This is a genomic window from Gemmata algarum (genome assembly GCF_034097035.1).
GTDB lineage: Bacteria > Planctomycetota > Planctomycetia > Gemmatales > Gemmataceae > Gemmata > Gemmata algarum.
In genome coordinates this window covers 17572-36913 of the sequence record NZ_JAXBLV010000088.1, presented here as the reverse complement: position 1 = coordinate 36913, position 19342 = coordinate 17572, and the positions used below count along the sequence as shown (strand labels likewise).

Here is a 19342-nt window from a genome sequence, read left to right as displayed (position 1 = left end):
GGGGATACGAGCGGCCGGGACGGCCGCGGTCCCAGGGGAAGGCGCCGCAACGGTGTGCGCCGAACGGAGGGTTCGCCCGTGGCCGAAGCGAAACCGTGGGACGCGGTGTTCAGCCAGATTCGTGTCATCCACAAACTGGATGATCTTTGCCCCGTCGTCACGGAAGCCGAACTGGCTGCCGCTGAGGCCGCTCTTGGCGTACCGCTGCCGGCGTCGTACCGCGCGTTCGCGATGCGTTTTGGGGCGTTCGGCGGTTTCGACTGGATGCTGCGCCTTCTTCCAATCACACCGGGACGAAACGCGTGGGGCTGCGCGACGATTCTCCGGGCCACAAACGCGGTGCGGAGGCACACGAACTCCCGCGCCAACCGTTATCCGCCCGCTCAGCGAGAACGGCTCCGCCGGTTCATTTTCTTTGGCGACAACATGAACAAACCCAACTTCGTGTGGAAGCCTGAAGAGGACGATTCCGACGGCTCGGAAGGGGCGTTCGCCTGGGACCCCGCCGAGCCGACGACGACAGATCCGCTGGAGTATCCTGTCTACTGGTGTTCACTCGACAGCCGTCAAGTGGAACGGCGAAGCAACTCGTTCACCGAGTTCGTGACCTGGGTTAAAGTCTACACGCGCTCGATCGCTGGCAACGAGGTTTCAGAAGACTACACCGACTGGATTCCGTGCCGCGCGAGAAAGAAGAGATCGCCCCCGAAGCGGGACGTGAAGCGTTGGCTCGCGTTCAACAACCACACCGCGCGAGACATCGCGCGCTCCATTCGCGATACGGATCGGGTGGACGCGCTCCCGATCCTTGCCGACGCGCTGCAAGACGCGGGCTGTGCCCACGCCGATTTGCTGAACGCGTGCCGCACCGGGAGCCGCATCGACGGCCAGTGGGCGCTTGAGGTCCTGTTGACTGATCGGCCGTCACCGCCACTCGGCACGCGGTGGAGCGCGAGCTTTCCGGGCAAAGGCGGGGCGGGTGGGTGAGCCGGCAACCGATATCCGTTCGGAGCCGGGTCGCGCCGGTGAGTGAGGGCTGGCGCACGAACGTTCCCCGAGGGCCTTTACCGGCGGACCACGCGCAGGTTGGGCATGTCGTCGGCGAACTTCTCGGCCGCGTCCGCGGTCACCTTGGTGCCGCCGACGTACAGGCTCCGCAGCCCTTCCAGGCCCTTCAGTTCCGCCAGCCCTTTGTCGGTGAGACCGGTCTTCGCGAGGTACAGCCCCCGGAGCCGTTCAAAGGTCTTCACGGTGGCCATGCCCTTGTCGGTCACCTGCGGGTTTTCCGAGAGGTCGAGCTGTTCGAGCCGGGTGAGCGCCTTCAGGGGCGCGAGTTCGGGGTCGCTGAGCCCGGCACTGGGCAACCGCAGGTCGCGAAGCTCCTTGCACTTCGCGATCGCGTTCACCCGCGCGAGCGTCAGGTCGGATTTGCCGAGCGCCAGCCGCCGCAACTCGGGCAGGTCCTTGAGCACGACCAGGCCCTTTTCGGTGCAGCGGGTGGCGTCCAACACCTCCACGGCCCCGACCTGCGGGCGCTTCTTCAGCGCCGCGAGCGCGGCGTCGGTGCCGGCCTCGAACTTGGCCACGACGCGGGCGGTTGGGGCGAGCTTCGGGTCGATCTCGCCCTTGCCACCGGCCTTCGCAATGGCGTCGATCGCGGCTTTTTCTTCGGCCGTGGCGTCGGCCGGTTGGGCGCCGGCGAGTGAGAACAGGGCCAGCGGCAGGGCGGCGGCGAGCGAAAATCGCACGGCGGAACTCCGTGGAGCGGGGCGGCGGGATTCGTATTTTATACTGCACCTGAGCCCCGGAATCTTCAACCGAGAGTCGACGGGTCGGGGCGCGGGGCCTCATTTTTCTTTCGCGCGCCGGCGGGTAATATGCCAGGGCCGGCTTCCCCGGGTCGGTCGCGGTGTGGCGCCCCGTTACGTTTGTCAACCGAAGTGGCGGTCGCACTGGAACGCCGCGGAGCCGACGATGCCGGACACCCAGCCGCAACCCGCGTCGCCGCCGCAACCGGACCTGACCGGCCGCACGCTCGGCGACTTCCACGTGCTCCGCAAGATCGGGGCCGGGGGCATGGGGCAGGTGTACCTCGCCCGCCAAACCTCCCTCAAGCGCGAGGTGGCGCTCAAGCTCCTCAAGAACGAGCTGAACGCGAACCCCACGGCGCTCGCCCGGTTCCAGGCCGAGGCCCAGGCGGTCGCCAAGCTGAACCACCCCAACATCGTCCACATCCACCAGATCGGCGAGGCCGACGGGCTCCGGTACATGGTGCTGGAGTTCGTCGAGGGGCGGAACCTGCGCGACTACATGGCCCGCAAGGGGCCGCCGGACCTGCCCGTCACGCTCAGCATCGTGCGGCAGGTGGCGCTGGCGCTCCAGAAGGCCCACGACCAGGGGATCGTCCACCGGGACATCAAGCCCGAGAACATCCTGGTGACGCGCAAGGTGGAGGTGAAGGTTACGGACTTCGGGCTCAGCCGGTTCTTCACCGGCGAGGAGCAGCCCACCCACCTGACGCAGAGCGGGGTGACGCTCGGGACGCCGCTGTACATGTCCCCCGAGCAGGTGCAGGGGCAGCCGGTGGACCACCGCAGCGACATCTACTCGTTCGGCGTGACGTGCTTTCACCTGCTGGCGGGCGAGCCGCCGTTCCGGGGCGCGTCCGCGTTCGAGGTGGCGCTGAAGCACGTCCAGGAGCCGGCGCCGCGGCTCTCCGACCTGCGCCCGGACCTGCCGGCCGACCTGTGCGGCATGGTTCACAAGATGATGGCGAAGAGGCCGGCCGACCGGTACCAGTCGGCGCGCGACGTGGTTCGCGATCTCGTCAAAGTGCGCGACGGGCTCTCGACCGGGGCGGCGGCGCTCGCGCTCACGCAGTACGAGAGCGGGCCGGTCGCGGCGGGTTCGAGCGCGGGGCTCTCGTCGAGCCGGCCGGCCGCGGCGGTTCCGGCCGGGGCGCGCGGCCGGTGGTGGGTCGGGCTCGCGGGCGCGCTGGCCGCGTTCGGCGGGGGGCTGGTGGCGCTCCTGGTTCCGCCGCGCGCCGGGCCGGCGGCCCCCGCGCCGCCCCCGGCCGGGCCGGGGCTGCCCGACGTGCGGCCCGTCGAGAAGCTCGTCACCACGCGCGAGCGCGAGCTGCTGGCCGCGCTCAACAGCGACCGCACGGACGTCGACGACCTGCTCCGGGCGTCCGTCGAGCTGGGGCTGCTGTACGCGAAGGAGCGGCGGTTCGCGGAGGCCAACGACCGGTTCGAGCGGCTGAAGGCCCGGGCCAAAGAGTGGCGCGAGCCCGCGGCGCGGACCGCCAGCATCGCCGGGCGGCTCGGGCTGGCGGTGGTGCTGGCCCTGAAGAACGAAGCCGAGCCGTCGAACCGGCTCTTTTTGGAGGTGCTGGCCGAGCCGGTGCCGAAGTTCGGCCCGCCCGGCGGCCCGAAGGCGGACGGCCCCCGGTTCGACCGGGCGGGAGTCACCGTGAGCGGGGTGCTGATCCGGTTCCCGGACCTGGGCCACGCGGTCGCCGACGCCGTGAACCGTAACGCGACGAACCTGGGCAAAACGAAGCTCGAACCGGCCGTGCTGGAGCAGCTCCGCTCCCCGCGCATCGGGAAGCGGGGGTGACCCCGCTTCCCCATCCCGCTCGCGCGTCGGTATCATGTTTTCATGGGCGACTACTTCTTCTCGTCGCGACCCGCGTACCCGTGGTCGACGTACCCGCTCGGGCTGCCGGCGCTCGCGGCCGTCGCGGTGCTCCTCGTCGTCTTCACCGTCTGGACCTATCTCGGGCACCCGCGGGCCAGCCGCCGGCGCGTGTTCCTCATCCTCGTGTTGCGCGTCCTCGCGCTGCTGGTCGCGCTGGTCACCGCGGTGCGGCCGAGCGTCGGCGTGAACGAGAACCCGAAGCAGCCGTCCACGCTGATCCTCGGCATCGACGTGTCCGAGAGCCTGACCGTGAAGGACGAGCTCGGCGGCCAGTCGCGCGCCGACGCGGTCCGCAAGGCCCTGGAGAAGTGCCAGCCCCTGTTCGACGAGTTGCTCGCCGAGCAGGGGATCAGCGTGGCCCTGTACAAGTTCGGTGCGGCGGACTTTAACGAGGCCACCGGCCGGTACGACCCCGCGACCGCGTTCGACGCGAAGCGGTCCGACTACGGCGCGTTCCTGAATCGCACTTACGACCGGTGGCAGGCCGAGCGGGTCCGCGGGCTGGTCGTCGTCGGCGACGGGGCCAACAACGGCGAGGCGTACGCGCCCGATGCGGAGGCCGGGCGCTGGGGCCGCCGCGGGGTGCCGGTCCACACGGCCGTGGTGGGCAAGGACACGTCGTCCGACGCGAAGGACGTGGCGGTGACCGGGGTGGAGTGCAACCCGTCGCCGGCGTTCATCAAGGCGGAGTTCACCGCCACCGCCAAGGTGAACGCGTACAACTTCGTCGGCTCGCGGGTCACCGCGCGGCTGTTCATCAACGACCGCCCGGTGGAGAGCAAGGAGTTCACGCTCGACCGCGAGAAGGGCAACGAGCTGAAACTGACCACCAAGGCGCCCGAGACGAAGGGCGAGTACAAGATCAAGGTCGAAGTCGGCACGCCGCGGGGCGACAAGCTCGAGGCGCTCCCGGGCGAACTGTCGGCGCTGAACAACCACTCCGAAACGTACCTGACCGTTCAGAAGGAGGGCGTCCGCGTCCTCATCGTGGACCAGCTCCGGTGGGAAGAGACGTTCATCCGCGACGCGCTCCGGAACGAGAAGCGGTTCGACGTGTACGAGGTGATCCGGCAGACCGACGCCACCGTCACGGACGGCGAGCGGAAGCTGCTGAGCCTCGACGCGCAGGCCTACGACGTGGTCATCATCGGGAACGTGAACGCCGGGCACCTCAGGAGGGCCGCCCCGAACTTCCTCGACGAGCTGACCCGGCTCAGCGCCACGAAGGGGCTGGGCGTGATGTTCCTGGGCGGCGAGTACGCGTTCGACGGCATCCCGACCGACCTGCTCCCGGCGACCGGCGGGCGGGTGGTGGACGCGCTGAGCCCCACGGGCGACCCGCTGGTGTCCTTCCCCGCGGTGCCGAACCCGAACGGGCTGAGCAAGATGTTCAAGTTCGCCCCGGCCCCCGGCACGCCCGCGCCGAAAGTCTTTCCGGCGAAGGACGCCTGGAACCGGATGAACAACTTCCGCACCGGGGAGCTGCTCAACGGGCACAACCGGATCACCCTGCGGCCCGGCGGGCTCGACACCGTGTTCGCGTGGACCGCCCGGTTCGACAAGGAAGCGTTCGACCGCGACCGGAGGGTCCTCATCACGCCCAACGACCCGAACGCGCTCGGCGCCGGCACCGAGTTCGACCCCGCGGTCCACGAGCCGCTCCTGGTGGGCTCGCAGCGCGGCGACGCGAGCAAGGGCCGGTGGCTCGCGTTCGGGGCGTTCGACACCTACCTCTGGCGCGGCCTCGGGCTGCCGAAAGAGCGGCTCGGCATCGAGCTGCACGAGCGGTTCTGGCGGCAGTGCGTGCTGTGGCTCGCCCACCAGGACGAAGAGGAGAGCCAGGCGTACGCGCGGCCCCAGTTCCGGCAGATGAAGGTGACCGGCGAGCAGACGGTTCGCGTGGGGCTGAAGAAGGCGGACGGCACCGACGACCCGAACGCGCCGGTGGCGGTGCGCGTCCTGCCGCTCGCGCCGGGGCAGTTGGAGCCGAAGCCCGAGGACGAAAAGCGGGCCGCGCCGCTGACGGTGCTGGCCGACCGGGACGGCCGCAAGGTGCTGTTCCGCCCGCCCGTGCCGGGCGAGTACTTCGTGTCCGTGACCAGCCCGGTCACGACCCCCGACGGCAAGGTCGAGAAGAACCCGGACGGGACCGACAAGTTGCACCGCGGCACCGCGAAGTTCATCGCGGTCCCCGATGTCTCGGACGAGATGCTGCGCGTCAGTGCGGACCCGGAGTTCATGCGGCGGCTGGCGGAGCCGAACGGCGGGCGGGCGCTGCGGGTCGAGGAGCTGCCCGGGTTCCTCAAGGAACTGAAAGTCGAAGCGCCGCCGGACCTGGGCAAGAAGCCGCGGTACTACCCGGACTGGAACCGGAACCGGTCGCGCGGGTTCCTGCCGTTCTGGCTGGTGGTGTTCGTGGCGCTGCTGGGCGCCGAATGGGGCCTGCGCCGGCTCTGGGGAATGGTGTGAGAAGCAGAAGAGGATTGGCCACAAAAAAGCACAAAGGGCACAAAAGAGAACCGAAGACCAAGACTGAAGGAAGTGTTTTTAAACTCGCTCTTCAGTCTTGGTCTTCGGTTCTCTTTTGTGCCCTTTGTGCTTTTTTGTGGCCAACCCTCTTCTGACTTCGCGGCCCAGCACCGGGCCGCGGCATTAAGCGGGCGGCGGCTGGGTTACTTGCTGTTTGAGGAGGTCGCGGATCTCGGTCAGCAGCTTTTCGGTGGGGGGGGGCTCGACGACCGGCGCCCCCTCGTCGTCCTTGAGCACGTACTTGTGCAGCGCGTTCATGCCCTTCACGACGAGGAACATACAGAACCCGACGATGACGAACGTGATGACCGTCTGCGCGAACGAGCCCCAGGCGAGTTTGGCGTCTTTGTAAAGTGTGACCGACTGCGCCGACACGTCGAACCCGCCGGTGAGCAGCCCGACTATCGGCATGAAGATGTCGCGCACCAGCGAATCGACGATCTTGCCGAACGCGGTGCCGATCACGACGCCGACCGCCAGATCGACCACGTTGCCGCGCAGGATGAACTTCTTGAACTCCTCGAAGAACGACCGCATGGAACTCGCCCGGGGTTAGGGAAGGGAGCCGTTGCCGCGTCGAGAAGCGAAAACCGTTCCGAAGGAGACATCCTGCGGCGCAACGTGGTGTCGGTTACCCGGGCGCCGAACCGAACTACTTCTTCGGGTCGATCGTTTGCAGCGGGAAGTTCGGGTTCGGCGTGTGCTCGTCTTTCATCCGCTTTTCGAGCCGGGCGAGGACCGCGGGATTCTTGGCCGCCACGTCTTCCTTTTCCGACGGGTCTTTGACGAGGTTGTACAACTCCGTTTTCGCTACCCCCTTTCCGAGCGCCTGGCGGACCGCCTTCCATTCGCCCTCGATGACCGCCTGCTGGCCGCCGTACCCCGAGAACTCCCAATACAGGAAGTCGTGCGTTGGCTGCTTCTCACCCCTCAGCAGCGGCAGGAAGCTGATGCCGTCGATCGCTTCCGGGGCCTTTGTGCCGGCGAACGCACACAGCGTCGGCAGGACATCGGGGAAGTAGAGCGGCGTGTCGGACTCGGTCCCCGCTTTAATTGTGCCGGGGTGGTACGCGATGAACGGCACGCGGATGCCGCCTTCGTACACGCTCCCCTTCAGCCCGCGCAGCTTGTCCGCCGAGTTGAAGAAGTCCGAGTCCGCCCCGCCGACGTTGTGTGTCGGCCCGTTGTCGCTGGTGAACAGCACCAGCGTGTTCTTCTCCAGGCCCAGCGCGTTCAGTTTCTCCACGATCCGGCCGACGCTGCGGTCCATGCGGGTGACCATCGCGGCGTAGCCGGCGTGCGGGGCCGGGTGGGGCTGGTACCCCTTCTTGCCGTCGTAGGCCGGGTCGTCGCCCAGCTTCCCCTTGTACTCGTCGAGCGAGTCCCCCGGCACCTGCACCGCGACGTGCGGCACCGTGAACGGCAGGTACAGGAAGAACGGTTTCGCCTTGTTCGCTTCAATGAACCCCAGCGCTTCTTCTTCGAAAAGGTCCTGTGTGTACTGCTTTCCGGTTTTGCCGTCGTTCTCCTTCAGCTCGACGCGCTTGTCGTTGCGGTAGATGTAGGTCGGGTAGTGGCTGTGGGCGTGGCGCTGGCAGTTGTACCCGAAGAACAGGTCGAAGCCGTGCTTCAGGGGACTACCGGCGGTGTCGAACATGCCGAGCCCCCACTTGCCCATCGCGCCGGTCGCGTACCCGCGCGCTTTGAGGACATCGGCGATCGTCACGTCCTCGGCGCGGATCGGGAACTGTCCTTCCGGCTTCGCCTCGAAGTTGTTGCGGACGGTGGCGTGGCCCGAGTGCCTGCCGGTCATGAGCACGCACCGCGACGGCGCGCACACCGGGCTCCCCGAGTAGAACCGCGTGAGCTTCGCGCCCCCTTGCGCCAGCTTGTCGATGTGGGGCGTCTTGATCTTGGTCTGGCCGTAACAACCCAGTTCAAAGCACCCGAGGTCGTCGGCGACGATGAGCACGATGTTCGGCTTGGCAGCGTCAGCGGCTCGCCCCGACGGGGCTAAAAGTGCGACGGCGAGGAGCGCGGCAGCGGTACGGAACACGAACGGCACCTCTGGTTAGGGGTGCCGTCAGTGTCGGGTTCGCGCGAACCGTGTCAACCGAAAAGGCCGGCGGAGCGCGGCCCTACTGGTCCTCACCGAGCCGGCTCGCGATCCAGGCGACGAGCACGACCGCACCGACCAACCCCGCGACAATGAGCCACCCGTCGGAGTCGTCATCGGACTCTGTAGGGTCGGTCCGCGCCGCGGTGGTCGGCGCGGCCGTTTCGGTCGCGAGCGCGTGCCGCGCGGGGGCGAGGAGCGCGACCAGCAGCAGTAATGCGCGAACAGACGCGCGAAAGAACGCAACCATCGGATGCCTCCCCTGGCGTTAAACGGGGATCGTGCCGCGAACCGACACCCGAATTCATTCTGTTGTTCGCCCGCGCCGGGCCAGAATTGAAGCGAATCGGTGCGGATTACCGGTTGTGTTCCCAACGAAGTTGTCGTTGGACCGGTGTTTCCCTGGGACCGCGGACGTCCCGTCCGCTGCTCCGGGTTGTGATGGCGCTCAACGTGTGCCCGTGCCGCCGCTCGAGACGCGAACCGGCGGACGGGATGTTCGCGGTCGCAGGGAGGGGCCGCGCGGCATCAGGGGCCGCACGTGAACTGGTTGAGGACGAAGTGCGTTAACCGGTTACGACTTCCACCGCGTCACCGACCGCCACCTCGCCCCCAGTCACGACGGTTGCGAGCACACCGAGCCGGCCTTTGACGCGGCCGCGCGGCTGGCCCTGGATCATCTCGAACCGCGCGCACCCGGTGCGCAGAATGCCGACCTCGACCACCGCACCGCCGAGCCTGAGTTGCGTACCTTCCGCGAGCGCCGCCGGGTCGAGGCCGGTGAGCACGATCTGCTCGCCCATTTCCCCCGGGGCGACCCTGAAGCCCTCTTCGCCCAGCTCGGCGAGCGTTTCGGCGAGCATGATGTTGAGCTGGCGCTTCGTGGAACCGCCTTTCTGGTCGCCGACGATGCCTTTGAACGGGGCGAGTTGCACGCGCTCGGCCGGAACGCGCTCGTAGCGGTCTTGAGGACGGCCGGTCTTTTTCGGACGGTAAACGATGCTGGTGACGTGCGCCATACCTCCATCACCTCTCAAGTCAGACGGGCGTGGACGCGCCCGGAAGATCGCAGGCCGTAACATTTTGGCCTACCAGGCCAGTCACAGCGAGAGCGCTTCGGTTTGAGACAATTGTCACGGTGCGAAGAATTTTTCGACAGGATTAACAAGATATGACAGGATCGAAGAGGAAGGTCAGATCAAATAGATGGCTGTTTTTGAAATCCTGTCTATCCTGTTGATCCTGTCAAACAGTTTTCATCGCACGAATCGGAGGGCCAGTTCGCTACGCGGACTTCGGGCGAAGCGTGACCGCGGTGCCGTAGGCGAGCACTTCGGTCACGTTCGGGGCGAACTCGGTCGCGTCGTAGGCCATGCCGATGATCGCGTCGGCGCCGATCTCACGCGCCTGTTGAGCCATCCGCTTGAACGCGTCCGAGCGAGCCCGTTCGCACACCTCTTCGTAGGCGGTGATGTTCCCACCGAAGAAGCTGCTGAACGCGCCGCGGATGCCCTGAGTGATGGTCGCGGCGCGGACCACGATGCCGCGCACCACGCCCAGGTGCTCGGCCACCTCGAACCCGTCCACGCCCATCGCGGTCGTCACGATCAAACGCGGTTCGTTGCTCGCCATAATCAACCCTACCAGGAGTGAGGAGCGTCATCTACTTCTGGTTCGCCGGCCACGGGTTCCTCTTTACGGGCTGCCGACCGGGCTCCCCGTGGTCACGACCCGCTCGGCCGCCGGGACCGCGCTCGACGGGACCGTCACCGCCGGGGCGACGCGCCAGCGGAGCCGCGGCTCCTTCGCGGCCTTCACCTCGTCGGGCCGGCTCACGATGTGCGTGTGCGGCGCGGTCTTGAGCGTCTCCGGGTCCTCGTCCTTGATCTTCAGAAGCGCGTCGGCGAAGGCGTCGAGCGTCTCCTTGCTCTCGGTCTCGGTGGGCTCCATCATGAGCGCCTCGGCCACCACCATCGGGAAGTACACGGTGGGCGCGTGGTACCCGAAGTCGAGGAGCCGCTTGCACAGGTCGATAGCCCGGATCTTCTTCTCGCGAAGCAGGTTCCGGCCGCTGGCGACGAACTCGTGCATGCACGGGCCGGCGTGCGGGATCTCGAAGCCCTCGCTGATCCGCTTGCGCAGGTAGTTCGCGTTGAGCACCGCCTGCTGGCTGGCCTGCTTCAACCCGTCCGGCCCGAGCGTGCGGATGTAGCAGTACCCGCGGAACAGGATGCCGACGTTGCCGAAGAAGCTCCGCACGCGGCCGATGCTCTTGGCCATGTCGAAGTTCAGCTTGAACTTGTCGCCGTCCTTCACCACCACCGGCGCGGGCAGGTACGGGGCAAGGAAGTCGCGCACCGCGATCGGCCCGGACCCGGGGCCGCCGCCGCCGTGCGGGCCGGTGAACGTCTTGTGGACGTTGTAGTGCTGCATGTCCGCGCCGAAGTCGCCCGGGCGGGTCATGCCCATGATGGCGTTCATGTTGGCGCCGTCGAGGTACACCAGCGCGCCCTTGCTGTGCAGCAGGTCGGTGATCGTTTTGATCTGCGTCTCGAACAGCCCGAGCGTGTTCGGGTTGGTGATCATGAACACGGCGGTGTCGTCGCCGAGCTTCGCCTTGAGGTCGTTGAGGTCGACGAGCCCGTTGGCCCCGCTCTTGACGGTGACGGTGTCGAACCCGGCGAGCGCGGCGCTGGCGGGGTTGGTGCCGTGGGCGGAGTCGGGGACGAGCACCTTCTTGCGGTGCGTCTCGCCCCTATCCCGGAAGTACGCGGCGGCGACGAACAGCGCCGCGAGTTCGCCGTGCGCCCCGGCGGCGGGCTGCAGCGACACCGCCGGCAGCCCGCTGATCTCCGCCAGGAACTGCTGCATCTCGAAGAGGATCTCGAGCATCCCCTGCGTGGTGTCGTCGTCCTGGAGCGGGTGCAGGTTCGCGTACTGGGGCAGGGCGGCGAGCCGCTCGTGCCGCTTCGGGTTGTACTTCATGGTACACGACCCGAGCGGGTAGAAGTTGGTGTCGATGCTCATGTTGCGAGCCGACAGGTTCGTGTAGTGGCGGATCAGGTCGATCTCGCCCACTTCGGGCAGCGGCGGCGGGCTGCTGGCGAGGTGATCTTGCGGGATCAGCTCCGCGAGCGGCTTCGACGCCGGCACGTCGCACGCGGGCAGCCGGTGGCACCGGCGCCCGGGCTTCGAGAGCTCGAAAATCACTTCGGTCGATTGCGTGTTGTTCATTGCTTTCAGCTATCCTTGTGGATTTTCTGGTATGATTTAAGACTGAGGATTGAGAGGAACTCCCCGATGGATGCGGCGACGCGGGCAACTCCGGCTCTTGGGTTTGCGTACATCTTCTCCTCATCCATCAGATACACCGAGCCGCGATCCCGCCCTCGGCACGAGACCACGATTGCGTCGTCGTAGCCGTTGTTCCCCGCCAAGAACACAAACCGCTCGTTTAAGTTGAACTCGTCGCGCAAATGCCACGTGCGGTCGATCAACTCGCAATTGACCCAGCCGTCAATGCTGTCTGGATCGATGTAGCAGACGAGATCGTCGAGTGCGCGCTCGGCGCGGTCGCCCGACGCGGGCAGTACGAGGTAGCCGCCGAGCCTCCCGAGCACACTCCCGAGACTGTAATTCAGGAGCAGGGCGCGCAGTTGCTCTGGGAGGGCGGCGCCTAACGATTCGGCAGCCCCGTCCAGTTCGTCCGGTGTTACCGGGGGTTCGGCTGACGGTTTGGCGAAGCGGTCGTAGCACACGCCGAGCGGCGGCCGGCTGACGCGCGCCACCCACAGCGAGTCGAGGGGCTTCGCGAGCTTCTTCGCGGCTCGCAGGGCTTTTGGTGACGGCTCGCGGGCAAACGCTTGCTCGGCGCGGAGGTACGGGCCGCGGGGGTCGGCGCGGTCGTCGAGCCAGTCGGCGTACACCAGCCGCGGGGTGTCGTCCCCGGGGCCGTCCACGATCGCACGGATGAACGCCTCGTCCTCGCTCACGGCAGCAACCCCTTCGCGCGGAGGACGCTCTCGGCCCACGCCTGCGGCTCGGGCGCCAGCGGCGGATCGCACGGTTCGCGGTAGTCCGCCAGAGCCGCGTACTTGCCGCTGTCGTAACAGCGGTCGAGGAGCGGTTGGAGGTCCACTGTAACGGGCGCAACGCCGCGGTCGAGTGGGATCGCGAACGCGGGGAGCCGGTCACTCAGTTTGAAACCCACCGCGAAGTGCGACGGCACGGCTCCACCGACCACGACACTGACGTGGTAGTCGAACGCCCCGAGCCGCTTCTGAAGTTCGCGAAGCGGCGTCGCAGTCACATGCGGGCCGCGACGGAGCAGGTCGATCTCGACTAGGTGTACGCCGGAGAGAGCGTACTCGTGCTGCTTGTCCTGGTACGTCTTCCGCCCTTGTTCACCGGCTTTCTTGTTCGTCAGGCTGATCACCTCGACCGCAGTGACGAGCCGCCGGCCTTTTGCGGACACGATTTCCAGATACGGTTCCTCGAACGGCTCCGGGGAAAGGCGCTGGCCGATCGCAACCAATCCCTCCAGGGCGACCGCGGTTCCACCGTTGCCGTTCGGACCGTGGTCGCGGCCGAACAGGGCCACGTCCGGCTCGCGGCGTAATTCGTCGTCCACCCACACACGGTTTTTGCTCGTCGCCACGTACCCCGGCGGCAGGACCGCGTTAACGGCTTCCTTCAGGAGAAATACCAAGCTGTCGTGGAGGTCCGGGAACACCTCCTCGCCTTCCAGCCACGGGTCCATTCCCGGAAACGGCGACGGCATTGGCCTATCTCCTCACGCCTTTACTCGCATACTCAGAACGGCCCCGTCCCACGCCCCACTCACTCGATGACGACTCCTACGATCGCCCGGATGAATGCCTCGCCCTCGTTCACGGCAGCAGCCCCTTCGCGCGGAGGAGGTCTTCCGCCCACGCCTGCTGCTCGCGTGTCAACGACGGCTCCGGTTGCTGCTTGGCGTACTTCACGCGGCGCACGAACCCGCCCTCGTCATAGCACCGATCGAACACCGCTTGCAAATCGATGGTGACCGGTTCCACTCCGGGGTCGAGCGGAATCGGTACGTGCGGCAGCCGGTCTGCCAGCTTAATCGGCGCGACGAAGTAGTGCCGCGGCGAGCCGGCTACCATCACGCTGATGTGGTAATCGCAGTTGGGGGCCACCGCCCGCAACCGGGCGAGCGGAACCGCCGTCGTGTGTGGGCCGCCCCGCAGCAGGTCGATCTCCACCAAATTCACCTGCGACCGCCGGAACTCGTCCTGCTTCTGCTGGTACGAAGCGCGCCCGTTTTCGCCGGCTCGCTTGTTCGCCGGGCTCACCACTTCGACCGCGGTCACAAGCCGTTCGTCATCGACGGTACGGATCTCCAGGTAGAACTCCTCGACCGGGTCTATCACAACCTCGGTCGCGGCTTCGAGCAGTCCGGCCCGCGTGAGTGTCGCAACAGCTACGGCCGAAGCGTCCGGCGCCCGGCCCGGTCCGAACACGCCCACATCGGGAACCCGGTGCAGTTCGGGATCGACGTACACCCGGCTGTCATTAGCTGCGACGTAGCCGGGCGGGAGTGCGGCATTGACCGCTGCTTGGATGTAAATGATCAGAGCGTTATGGAGCGTTGGGAACACCGGAGGGCGTTCCAGCCACGGATCCATGCCCGGGAACGGCGACGGCATTACGGCTCCTCCTCACGGCTTCAGGCCAGCGCGATCGGAACGGCACCTCATCGCACAGACGGGTACTCGATCTACCGCGGGTCGCCACGCCCGCGAAGCGTCGCGCCTGTTCCGCCGAGCATGTGGAACAGGATGCCCACGATCGCGTCGGGCTGCGTCGTGAGGTAGTACTCCTTCTGGTCGATGCGCAGTTCGCTGCCAGTTAATTGCAGAAACCGCCACACGTTGCCGCTCGTCACACATCCGAACACCGATTCGGCGGGGCGGCCGCTCCGCTCGTTGAACAACTGTGCGGCCACCATTTCGGCCCCGCACTGCCCCAGCCCGCCCTTGATGTTCTCGTTCTTCGCTTCCACCACCACCGCCACCGGCGACGTTATGAACTCCTGCTGCGGCGACCCGCACAGGATGTAGTCGCACACGCCGTTCAGCCCCTTGGCCCGGTCCACGACGAAGTCCCAACCGGAGAACAGGCTGACGCGGCGGCCGAGCTGCTCGCGCGTGTCCGCGAGCACCGGGGCGATCAGCAGCTCCGAACGCGCCTTCTCGGTGCCGTTGGCGATGGCGAGCGGGAAGTACAGCGGCAACAGCCCCTGAACCGTGGGGCTCAGGGGTACGCCCGGCACCCCGGCGAACAGGTCCGGGGCGTCGGTCACCGTCACGCCGAGCTTGGCCGCAACGTCGGCCAGGTCGAACTCGCTGTACGCCATGACGCCCTCACACCGCGGCCTTCAGCGCCTCCGCGAGCCCGTCGATTTCGGCCCTCGTCCGCTTCTCGGTCACGGCCACGGAGACGCAGTCGGCCAACCCAGGATACCACCGGCCCAGCGGCAACCCAGCGTGGTAGCCGGCGGCGCGGAGCTTTGCCAGGAGGGCGACCGGGTCGCCCGGCACCTTCAGCGTGAACTCTTTCACGAACGGCGTCTGGAAGCGGAGCGACACGCCCGGGACCTTCGTCAGTTGCTCCGCGGCGTAGTGCGCCTTCCGCACGCACAGCTCGGCGGTCTCTTTCAGTCCCTGCGGTCCGACTGCGCTCAGGTACACCGCCGCCCGCAGCGCCAGGAGCCCCTGGTTGCTGCAAATGTTGCTCGTCGCCTTCTCACGCGCGATGTGCTGCTCGCGCGGCTGTAGCGTCAGCACCCAGGAGCGCTTCCCGTTGCGGTCGGTGGTCTCGCCGACGATGCGCCCGGGGATCTTCCGCCGGTACGCCATCTCGTCGTGGCACGCGAGGATGCCCAGGTACGGCCCGCCGTACTGGAGCGGCACGCCCAGCCCCTGTCCTTCGGCCACCGCGATGTCGGCGCCGTACTCCGCCGGCTTCTTCAGCAAGCCCTGCGAAACCGGATCGAAGCTCGCGACGAACAGCGCGCCCGTCTTGTGCGCGGCGGCGCCGATCGCCTTCATGTCTTCGATGTGCCCGAAGAAGTTCGGCGACTGAGCGATCACGCACGCGGTCTTGTCGCTCACCGCGGCCAGCACGTCGGCGGGGTTCAGCACCCCGTCCGGGCACGGGAGCGTGCGAACGGTGCAGTTGAGCGTGGCGGCGTAGGTCGCCAGCGTCTGCCGGTACTCGGGGTGGACGCTGTCCGCGATCAGGATCTCGGTGCGCTTGGTGATCCCGAGCGCCATCAGCGCCGCTTCCACGACGCTCGACCCGCCCTCGTAAAGGCTCGCGTTGGCGAGCCCGAGGCCGGTGAGTTCGCACATCAGCGACTGGTACTCGAAGACCGCCTGGAGGGTGCCCTGGCTGGCTTCGGCCTGGTACGGCGTGTACGCGGTGTAGAACTCACTCCGCCCCGCGACCACATCGACGACGGACGGGATGAAGTGGTCGTACGCGCCGCCGCCGAGGAAGCACACCAGATCGCCCGCGGCCTTGTTCTTCGCCAGGACCCGCGACAGGTGGGCCTGGAGTTCCATCTCCGACATCGCGGCCGGGACGTTCAGCTCGCGCGGGAAGCGCAGCTCCGGCGGGATGTTGGCGAACAGCTCCTCGACCGACGAAACCCCGATCGCGGCCAGCATCGCCTTCTGATCGTCCGGGGTGTTCAGCACGTAAGACACGAAGTTCTCCTGCGACCGGTAGTCATAACGGGAGTCACACGTCGCCCGGTCGCAAAGCCGCCCCGTCTGAACTGACTTTGCGACCTCACGACCTGCGGCCCGAACGGTTAGTGGCCTTCGGTCGCGAGCTGCTGGTCGTACTGCTCGGCGCTCAGCAGGTGGTCGAGCGTCGCGCCCGGGGACAGCTTGATCTTCAGCATCCACCCGGCGCCGAAGGCGTCGTCGTACACCGGCTTCGGGTCGCCCGTCAGCGGGTCGTTCCGCTCCACCACGGTCCCCGCGACCGGCGAGTACAGGTCCGAGGTGGACTTGTACGACTCGATCACGCCGAACTTCCCGCCCGGGGCCAGCGCCGTGCCCACCGCGGGCAGCTCCAGGTAGGTCGGCTCGGTCAGTTGCTCAACCGCGAACGCGGTGATGCCCACAACCACCGTGTCGCCGTCCAGTTTGGCCCACTCGTGCGTGGTCGCGTACTTCAGGTTCGACGGGTTCGCCATGATGAGCTAGCTCCTTGAATGACGCGGGCGCGGCGCGCCCTCACTTCTTCCGTTTGTAGAACGGCAGCTGAACGACGGTCGCGGGCAATTTGGCGCCGCGCAGGTCCACTTCGAGTTTGGTGCCCACCGCGGCGGCTGCCGGTTCGACGTAGCCCATCGCGAGCGACTTGTCCAGCCACGGGCACAGGCTGCCGCTGGTGACGCCGCCGACCGGTCGCCCCCCGGCGAGCACCGGGCAACCCTCGCGGGCGGCGCGCTTGCCCTCAATTTCCAACCCCACCCGCACCGGTTCGGTCGCGGTTGCGGCGGCCTTCTGGATCGCGTCGCGGCCGAGGAAGTCGCCCTTGTCGAGTTTAACCGCCCACGCCAGCCCGGCCTGGATCGGGTTCACGCCCTCGTTCAGCTCGTGGCCGTACAGCGGCATGGCGGCTTCGAGCCGGAGCGTGTCCCGCGCCCCCAGCCCGCACGGCACGGCGCCCTTCGCAACGAACTCGTTCCACAGCGGCTCGCCGAGGGCGTTCGGCACGATCACCTCGAACCCGTCCTCGCCGGTGTACCCGGTGCGGCTCACCACGCACGGGCTGCCGAGGTAGTGGGTGGGCGTTGCGAAGTAGTACTTCAGCGCGCTCACGTCGTCCGCGAACACCCCCGCGACCAGCTCCACCGCCTTCGGTCCTTGCACCGCGATCATCGTCGTGGCGAGGGTGCGGTCGTCCACCTCGACCGCCAGCCCGGTGCGCTGCTGCGCGAACCACGCGAGGATCTTCTCGCGGTTGCTGGCGTTGACGACCGCCGCGAAGCTGCCCGGCAGGCGGTACACGAGGATGTCGTCGAGGATGCCGCCGTCCTCCTTGCACACCAGCCCGTAACGGACCTGCCCCGCCTTCATGGTGGCAACGGAGTTGGTGAACACCCGCTCCAGAAACGCGAGCACGTCGGGGCCGTCAAAGTTCACCCGGGCCATGTGCGAGATGTCGAACAGCCCCGCCCCGGACCGCACCGCTTTGTGCTCGGGCGCGATCCCGGCGTACTGCACCGGCATCTCCCAGCCGCCGAACGGCACCATCCGCGCTTTGTGATCGACGTGCCACTGGTACAGCGGCGTGCGCAGGTTCGACATGGTGAGCCCGATAAAAAACGACGCGGGGCGGCCCCGACGTGGAACCGCCCCGCTCTGAGTATCGTAGCCCGATCCGAACCGATTTCTAGATACCCCTGTCAAGCTCAATGTGGACTTTTTGCCTGTGGATTCCCACGTAGTGACGTAAGCAACACACCGGTGCCGAGCAGCGCGCTGAGCGCCGAGCCGAGGAGGATGCCGATTTTCGCCTCCGCGAGCAGCGGCGCGTGCCCCGCGAACGCCAGCCCCGCGACGAACAGCGACATCGTGAACCCGATGCCCGCGAGGAACCCGCCGCCGAGCAGCACCGGCCATGTCACCCCCTGCGGCAGGCGCGCGACGCCGAGCCGGACCGCGATGAAGCTGAACAACACCACGCCGATCGGCTTGCCCAGCAGTAACCCCAGCGCGACCGCCACCGCGACCGGCTCCGTGACCGCGCTCGGCTCGATGTGAACCCCGGCGTTGGCCAGCGCGAACAGCGGCATGATGGCGAACCCGACCCACGGGTGCAGCTTGTGCTCGAGCCGCTCCAGCGGCGACACGCTCTCCTGCGCCGCGAACGCCATCACCGCGAGTTCGTGCGCGTCCGGGTCGTCGTTCTCGTCCTCGACGCGGCCAAGCACGTCCCGCAGTGAGAGCCGCAACGCATCCCGGCCGATCCACACCTCCGACGGCGTGAGCAGCCCGAGCAGCACGCCCGCGACCGTCGGATGCACCCCGGACTTGTACACCGCGAGCCAGATGCCGGCCCCGATGATCGTGTACACCGGAACCGAACGCACGCCGGTCGCGTTCATGATCCGCACCGCCGCGAACCCGCCTGCCGCGAGCAGGAGCATGAGCCAGTCCAGCCCGGTGCTGTAGAACGCCGCGATCACGACCACCGCGCCGATGTCGTCGGCGATGGCGAGCGACAGCAGCATGATCTTCAGCCCGAGCGGCACGCGCTTCCCGAGCACCGCCATCACGCCGACCACGAACGCGATGTCGGTAGCCATCGGCACGCCCCAGCCGCGGAACTCCGGCTGGCCGAGCGCGTTCGCCTGGAGCACCATGTAAATGCCGGCGGGCACCAGCATCCCGCCCAGCGCCGCGGCCACCGGCAGCGCCGCCTTCCGCGCGTCCCGCAACTCGCCCGCGACCAGCTCGCGCTTGATCTCCAGACCGACGACGAAGAAGAACACCGTCATCAGCACGTCGTTCACGAAGAAGTGGCCCAGTTCCCCGCCGAGGTTGAACGTGCCGACTTCGAGTTGGACGTGTGTGTGCCAGAGGCGGTGGTACGCGTCCGCGGCGGTGCTGTTCGCGAGCGCCAGGGCGATCACGGTACAGAGCAGCAGGACGATCCCGCTGGCGGACTCGATCCGGAGGAACCGGGCGAGCGGGCGGGCCACCCGGGCGATCGGCGGCACCGGCAGGTGCGGGTTCGTGCGTGCGGAATGAGCCATCAACAAATTCCCCGGGCAGAAAGACCGAACGCGGCCACAAAAAAGCACAACGGGCACAAGAGGAAGCAAAAGACCAAAGCAGACGAGTGAATCCCAAACGCTTCTGTTGTCTTCGCCTTCTTCCTTTTGTGCCCGTTGTGCTTTTGTGTGGCCACTTTTTCTGTCCTGGCCTGCTT

General features: G+C 67.4%; 18 protein-coding genes. 3 read left to right on the top strand and 15 right to left on the bottom strand.

Translation table 11 applies throughout. The features are described from left to right. Positions 1-78 precede the first annotated feature (78 nt). Positions 79-987, top strand: coding sequence for an SMI1/KNR4 family protein (locus R5W23_RS08375; RefSeq protein ID WP_320685943.1), 909 nt, complete (start codon positions 79-81; stop codon positions 985-987). A 77-nt stretch (positions 988-1064) separates the two neighbouring features. Here R5W23_RS08375 and R5W23_RS08370 read toward each other — a convergent pair whose 3' ends face one another. Continuing rightward, complete coding sequence (locus R5W23_RS08370; protein WP_320685942.1) at positions 1065-1748, bottom strand: leucine-rich repeat domain-containing protein; 684 nt, start codon at positions 1746-1748, stop codon at positions 1065-1067. A 226-nt stretch (positions 1749-1974) separates the two neighbouring features. Here R5W23_RS08370 and R5W23_RS08365 point away from each other — a divergent pair, with 226 nt between their 5' ends. Then, positions 1975-3618 carry a serine/threonine-protein kinase gene (locus R5W23_RS08365; protein ID WP_320685941.1) on the top strand — a complete coding sequence of 548 codons (1644 nt, stop codon included), beginning with the start codon at positions 1975-1977 and terminating at the stop codon, positions 3616-3618. Between the two features lie 42 nt (positions 3619-3660). Then, on the top strand, positions 3661-6168 hold the full coding sequence (locus tag R5W23_RS08360) for a hypothetical protein (RefSeq protein ID WP_320685940.1): 2508 nt from the start codon (positions 3661-3663) through the stop codon (positions 6166-6168). 183 nt (positions 6169-6351) lie between these two features. On the opposite strand, the gene mscL is transcribed toward R5W23_RS08360, so the two are convergent. The 14 genes from mscL to nhaA form a co-directional block, all read right to left on the bottom strand. Beyond that, complete coding sequence (gene mscL, locus R5W23_RS08355; RefSeq protein ID WP_320685939.1) at positions 6352-6765, bottom strand: large-conductance mechanosensitive channel protein MscL; 414 nt, start codon at positions 6763-6765, stop codon at positions 6352-6354. Positions 6766-6880: 115 nt separating this feature from the next. After that, the gene (locus R5W23_RS08350; RefSeq protein ID WP_320685938.1) at positions 6881-8284 is read right to left on the bottom strand and encodes an arylsulfatase; all 1404 of its coding nucleotides are present in this window, start codon (positions 8282-8284) and stop codon (positions 6881-6883) included. Between the two features lie 82 nt (positions 8285-8366). Then, a complete protein-coding gene (locus tag R5W23_RS08345) occupies positions 8367-8594 on the bottom strand; it encodes a hypothetical protein (protein WP_320685937.1) in 228 nt (75 codons plus the stop codon). A 316-nt stretch (positions 8595-8910) separates the two neighbouring features. Beyond that, positions 8911-9363, bottom strand: coding sequence for an MOSC domain-containing protein (locus tag R5W23_RS08340; RefSeq protein ID WP_261186294.1), 453 nt, complete (start codon positions 9361-9363; stop codon positions 8911-8913). 265 nt (positions 9364-9628) lie between these two features. Further along, a complete protein-coding gene (locus R5W23_RS08335) occupies positions 9629-9976 on the bottom strand; it encodes a YbjQ family protein (protein WP_320685936.1) in 348 nt (115 codons plus the stop codon). Between the two features lie 63 nt (positions 9977-10039). Continuing rightward, positions 10040-11578 carry an aminomethyl-transferring glycine dehydrogenase subunit GcvPB gene (gene gcvPB, locus R5W23_RS08330; protein ID WP_320685935.1) on the bottom strand — a complete coding sequence of 513 codons (1539 nt, stop codon included), beginning with the start codon at positions 11576-11578 and terminating at the stop codon, positions 10040-10042. Positions 11579-11583: 5 nt separating this feature from the next. Beyond that, on the bottom strand, positions 11584-12336 hold the full coding sequence (locus R5W23_RS08325) for a TIGR02996 domain-containing protein (RefSeq protein ID WP_320685934.1): 753 nt from the start codon (positions 12334-12336) through the stop codon (positions 11584-11586). Then, on the bottom strand, positions 12333-13124 hold the full coding sequence (locus R5W23_RS08320) for a DUF4058 family protein (RefSeq protein ID WP_320685933.1): 792 nt from the start codon (positions 13122-13124) through the stop codon (positions 12333-12335). The genes R5W23_RS08325 and R5W23_RS08320 overlap by 4 nt, the downstream gene beginning before the upstream one ends. Positions 13125-13233: 109 nt before the next feature. After that, entirely contained in the window at positions 13234-14034 is an 801-nt protein-coding gene (locus R5W23_RS08315) for a DUF4058 family protein (protein ID WP_320685932.1), read from the bottom strand. A gap of 71 nt (positions 14035-14105) precedes the next feature. Beyond that, entirely contained in the window at positions 14106-14744 is a 639-nt protein-coding gene (locus R5W23_RS08310) for a hypothetical protein (RefSeq protein ID WP_320685931.1), read from the bottom strand. Positions 14745-14751: 7 nt separating this feature from the next. Then, positions 14752-16098, bottom strand: coding sequence for an aminomethyl-transferring glycine dehydrogenase subunit GcvPA (gcvPA, locus tag R5W23_RS08305; RefSeq protein ID WP_320685930.1), 1347 nt, complete (start codon positions 16096-16098; stop codon positions 14752-14754). Positions 16099-16205: 107 nt separating this feature from the next. After that, the gene (gene gcvH / locus R5W23_RS08300) at positions 16206-16595 is read right to left on the bottom strand and encodes a glycine cleavage system protein GcvH (RefSeq protein WP_010042792.1); all 390 of its coding nucleotides are present in this window, start codon (positions 16593-16595) and stop codon (positions 16206-16208) included. A gap of 40 nt (positions 16596-16635) precedes the next feature. Further along, positions 16636-17715, bottom strand: a complete 1080-nt coding sequence (gene gcvT / locus R5W23_RS08295; protein ID WP_320685929.1) for a glycine cleavage system aminomethyltransferase GcvT — start codon at positions 17713-17715, stop codon at positions 16636-16638. Positions 17716-17819: 104 nt separating this feature from the next. Beyond that, positions 17820-19166, bottom strand: coding sequence for a Na+/H+ antiporter NhaA (nhaA, locus tag R5W23_RS08290; protein WP_320685928.1), 1347 nt, complete (start codon positions 19164-19166; stop codon positions 17820-17822). Positions 19167-19342 lie beyond the last annotated feature (176 nt).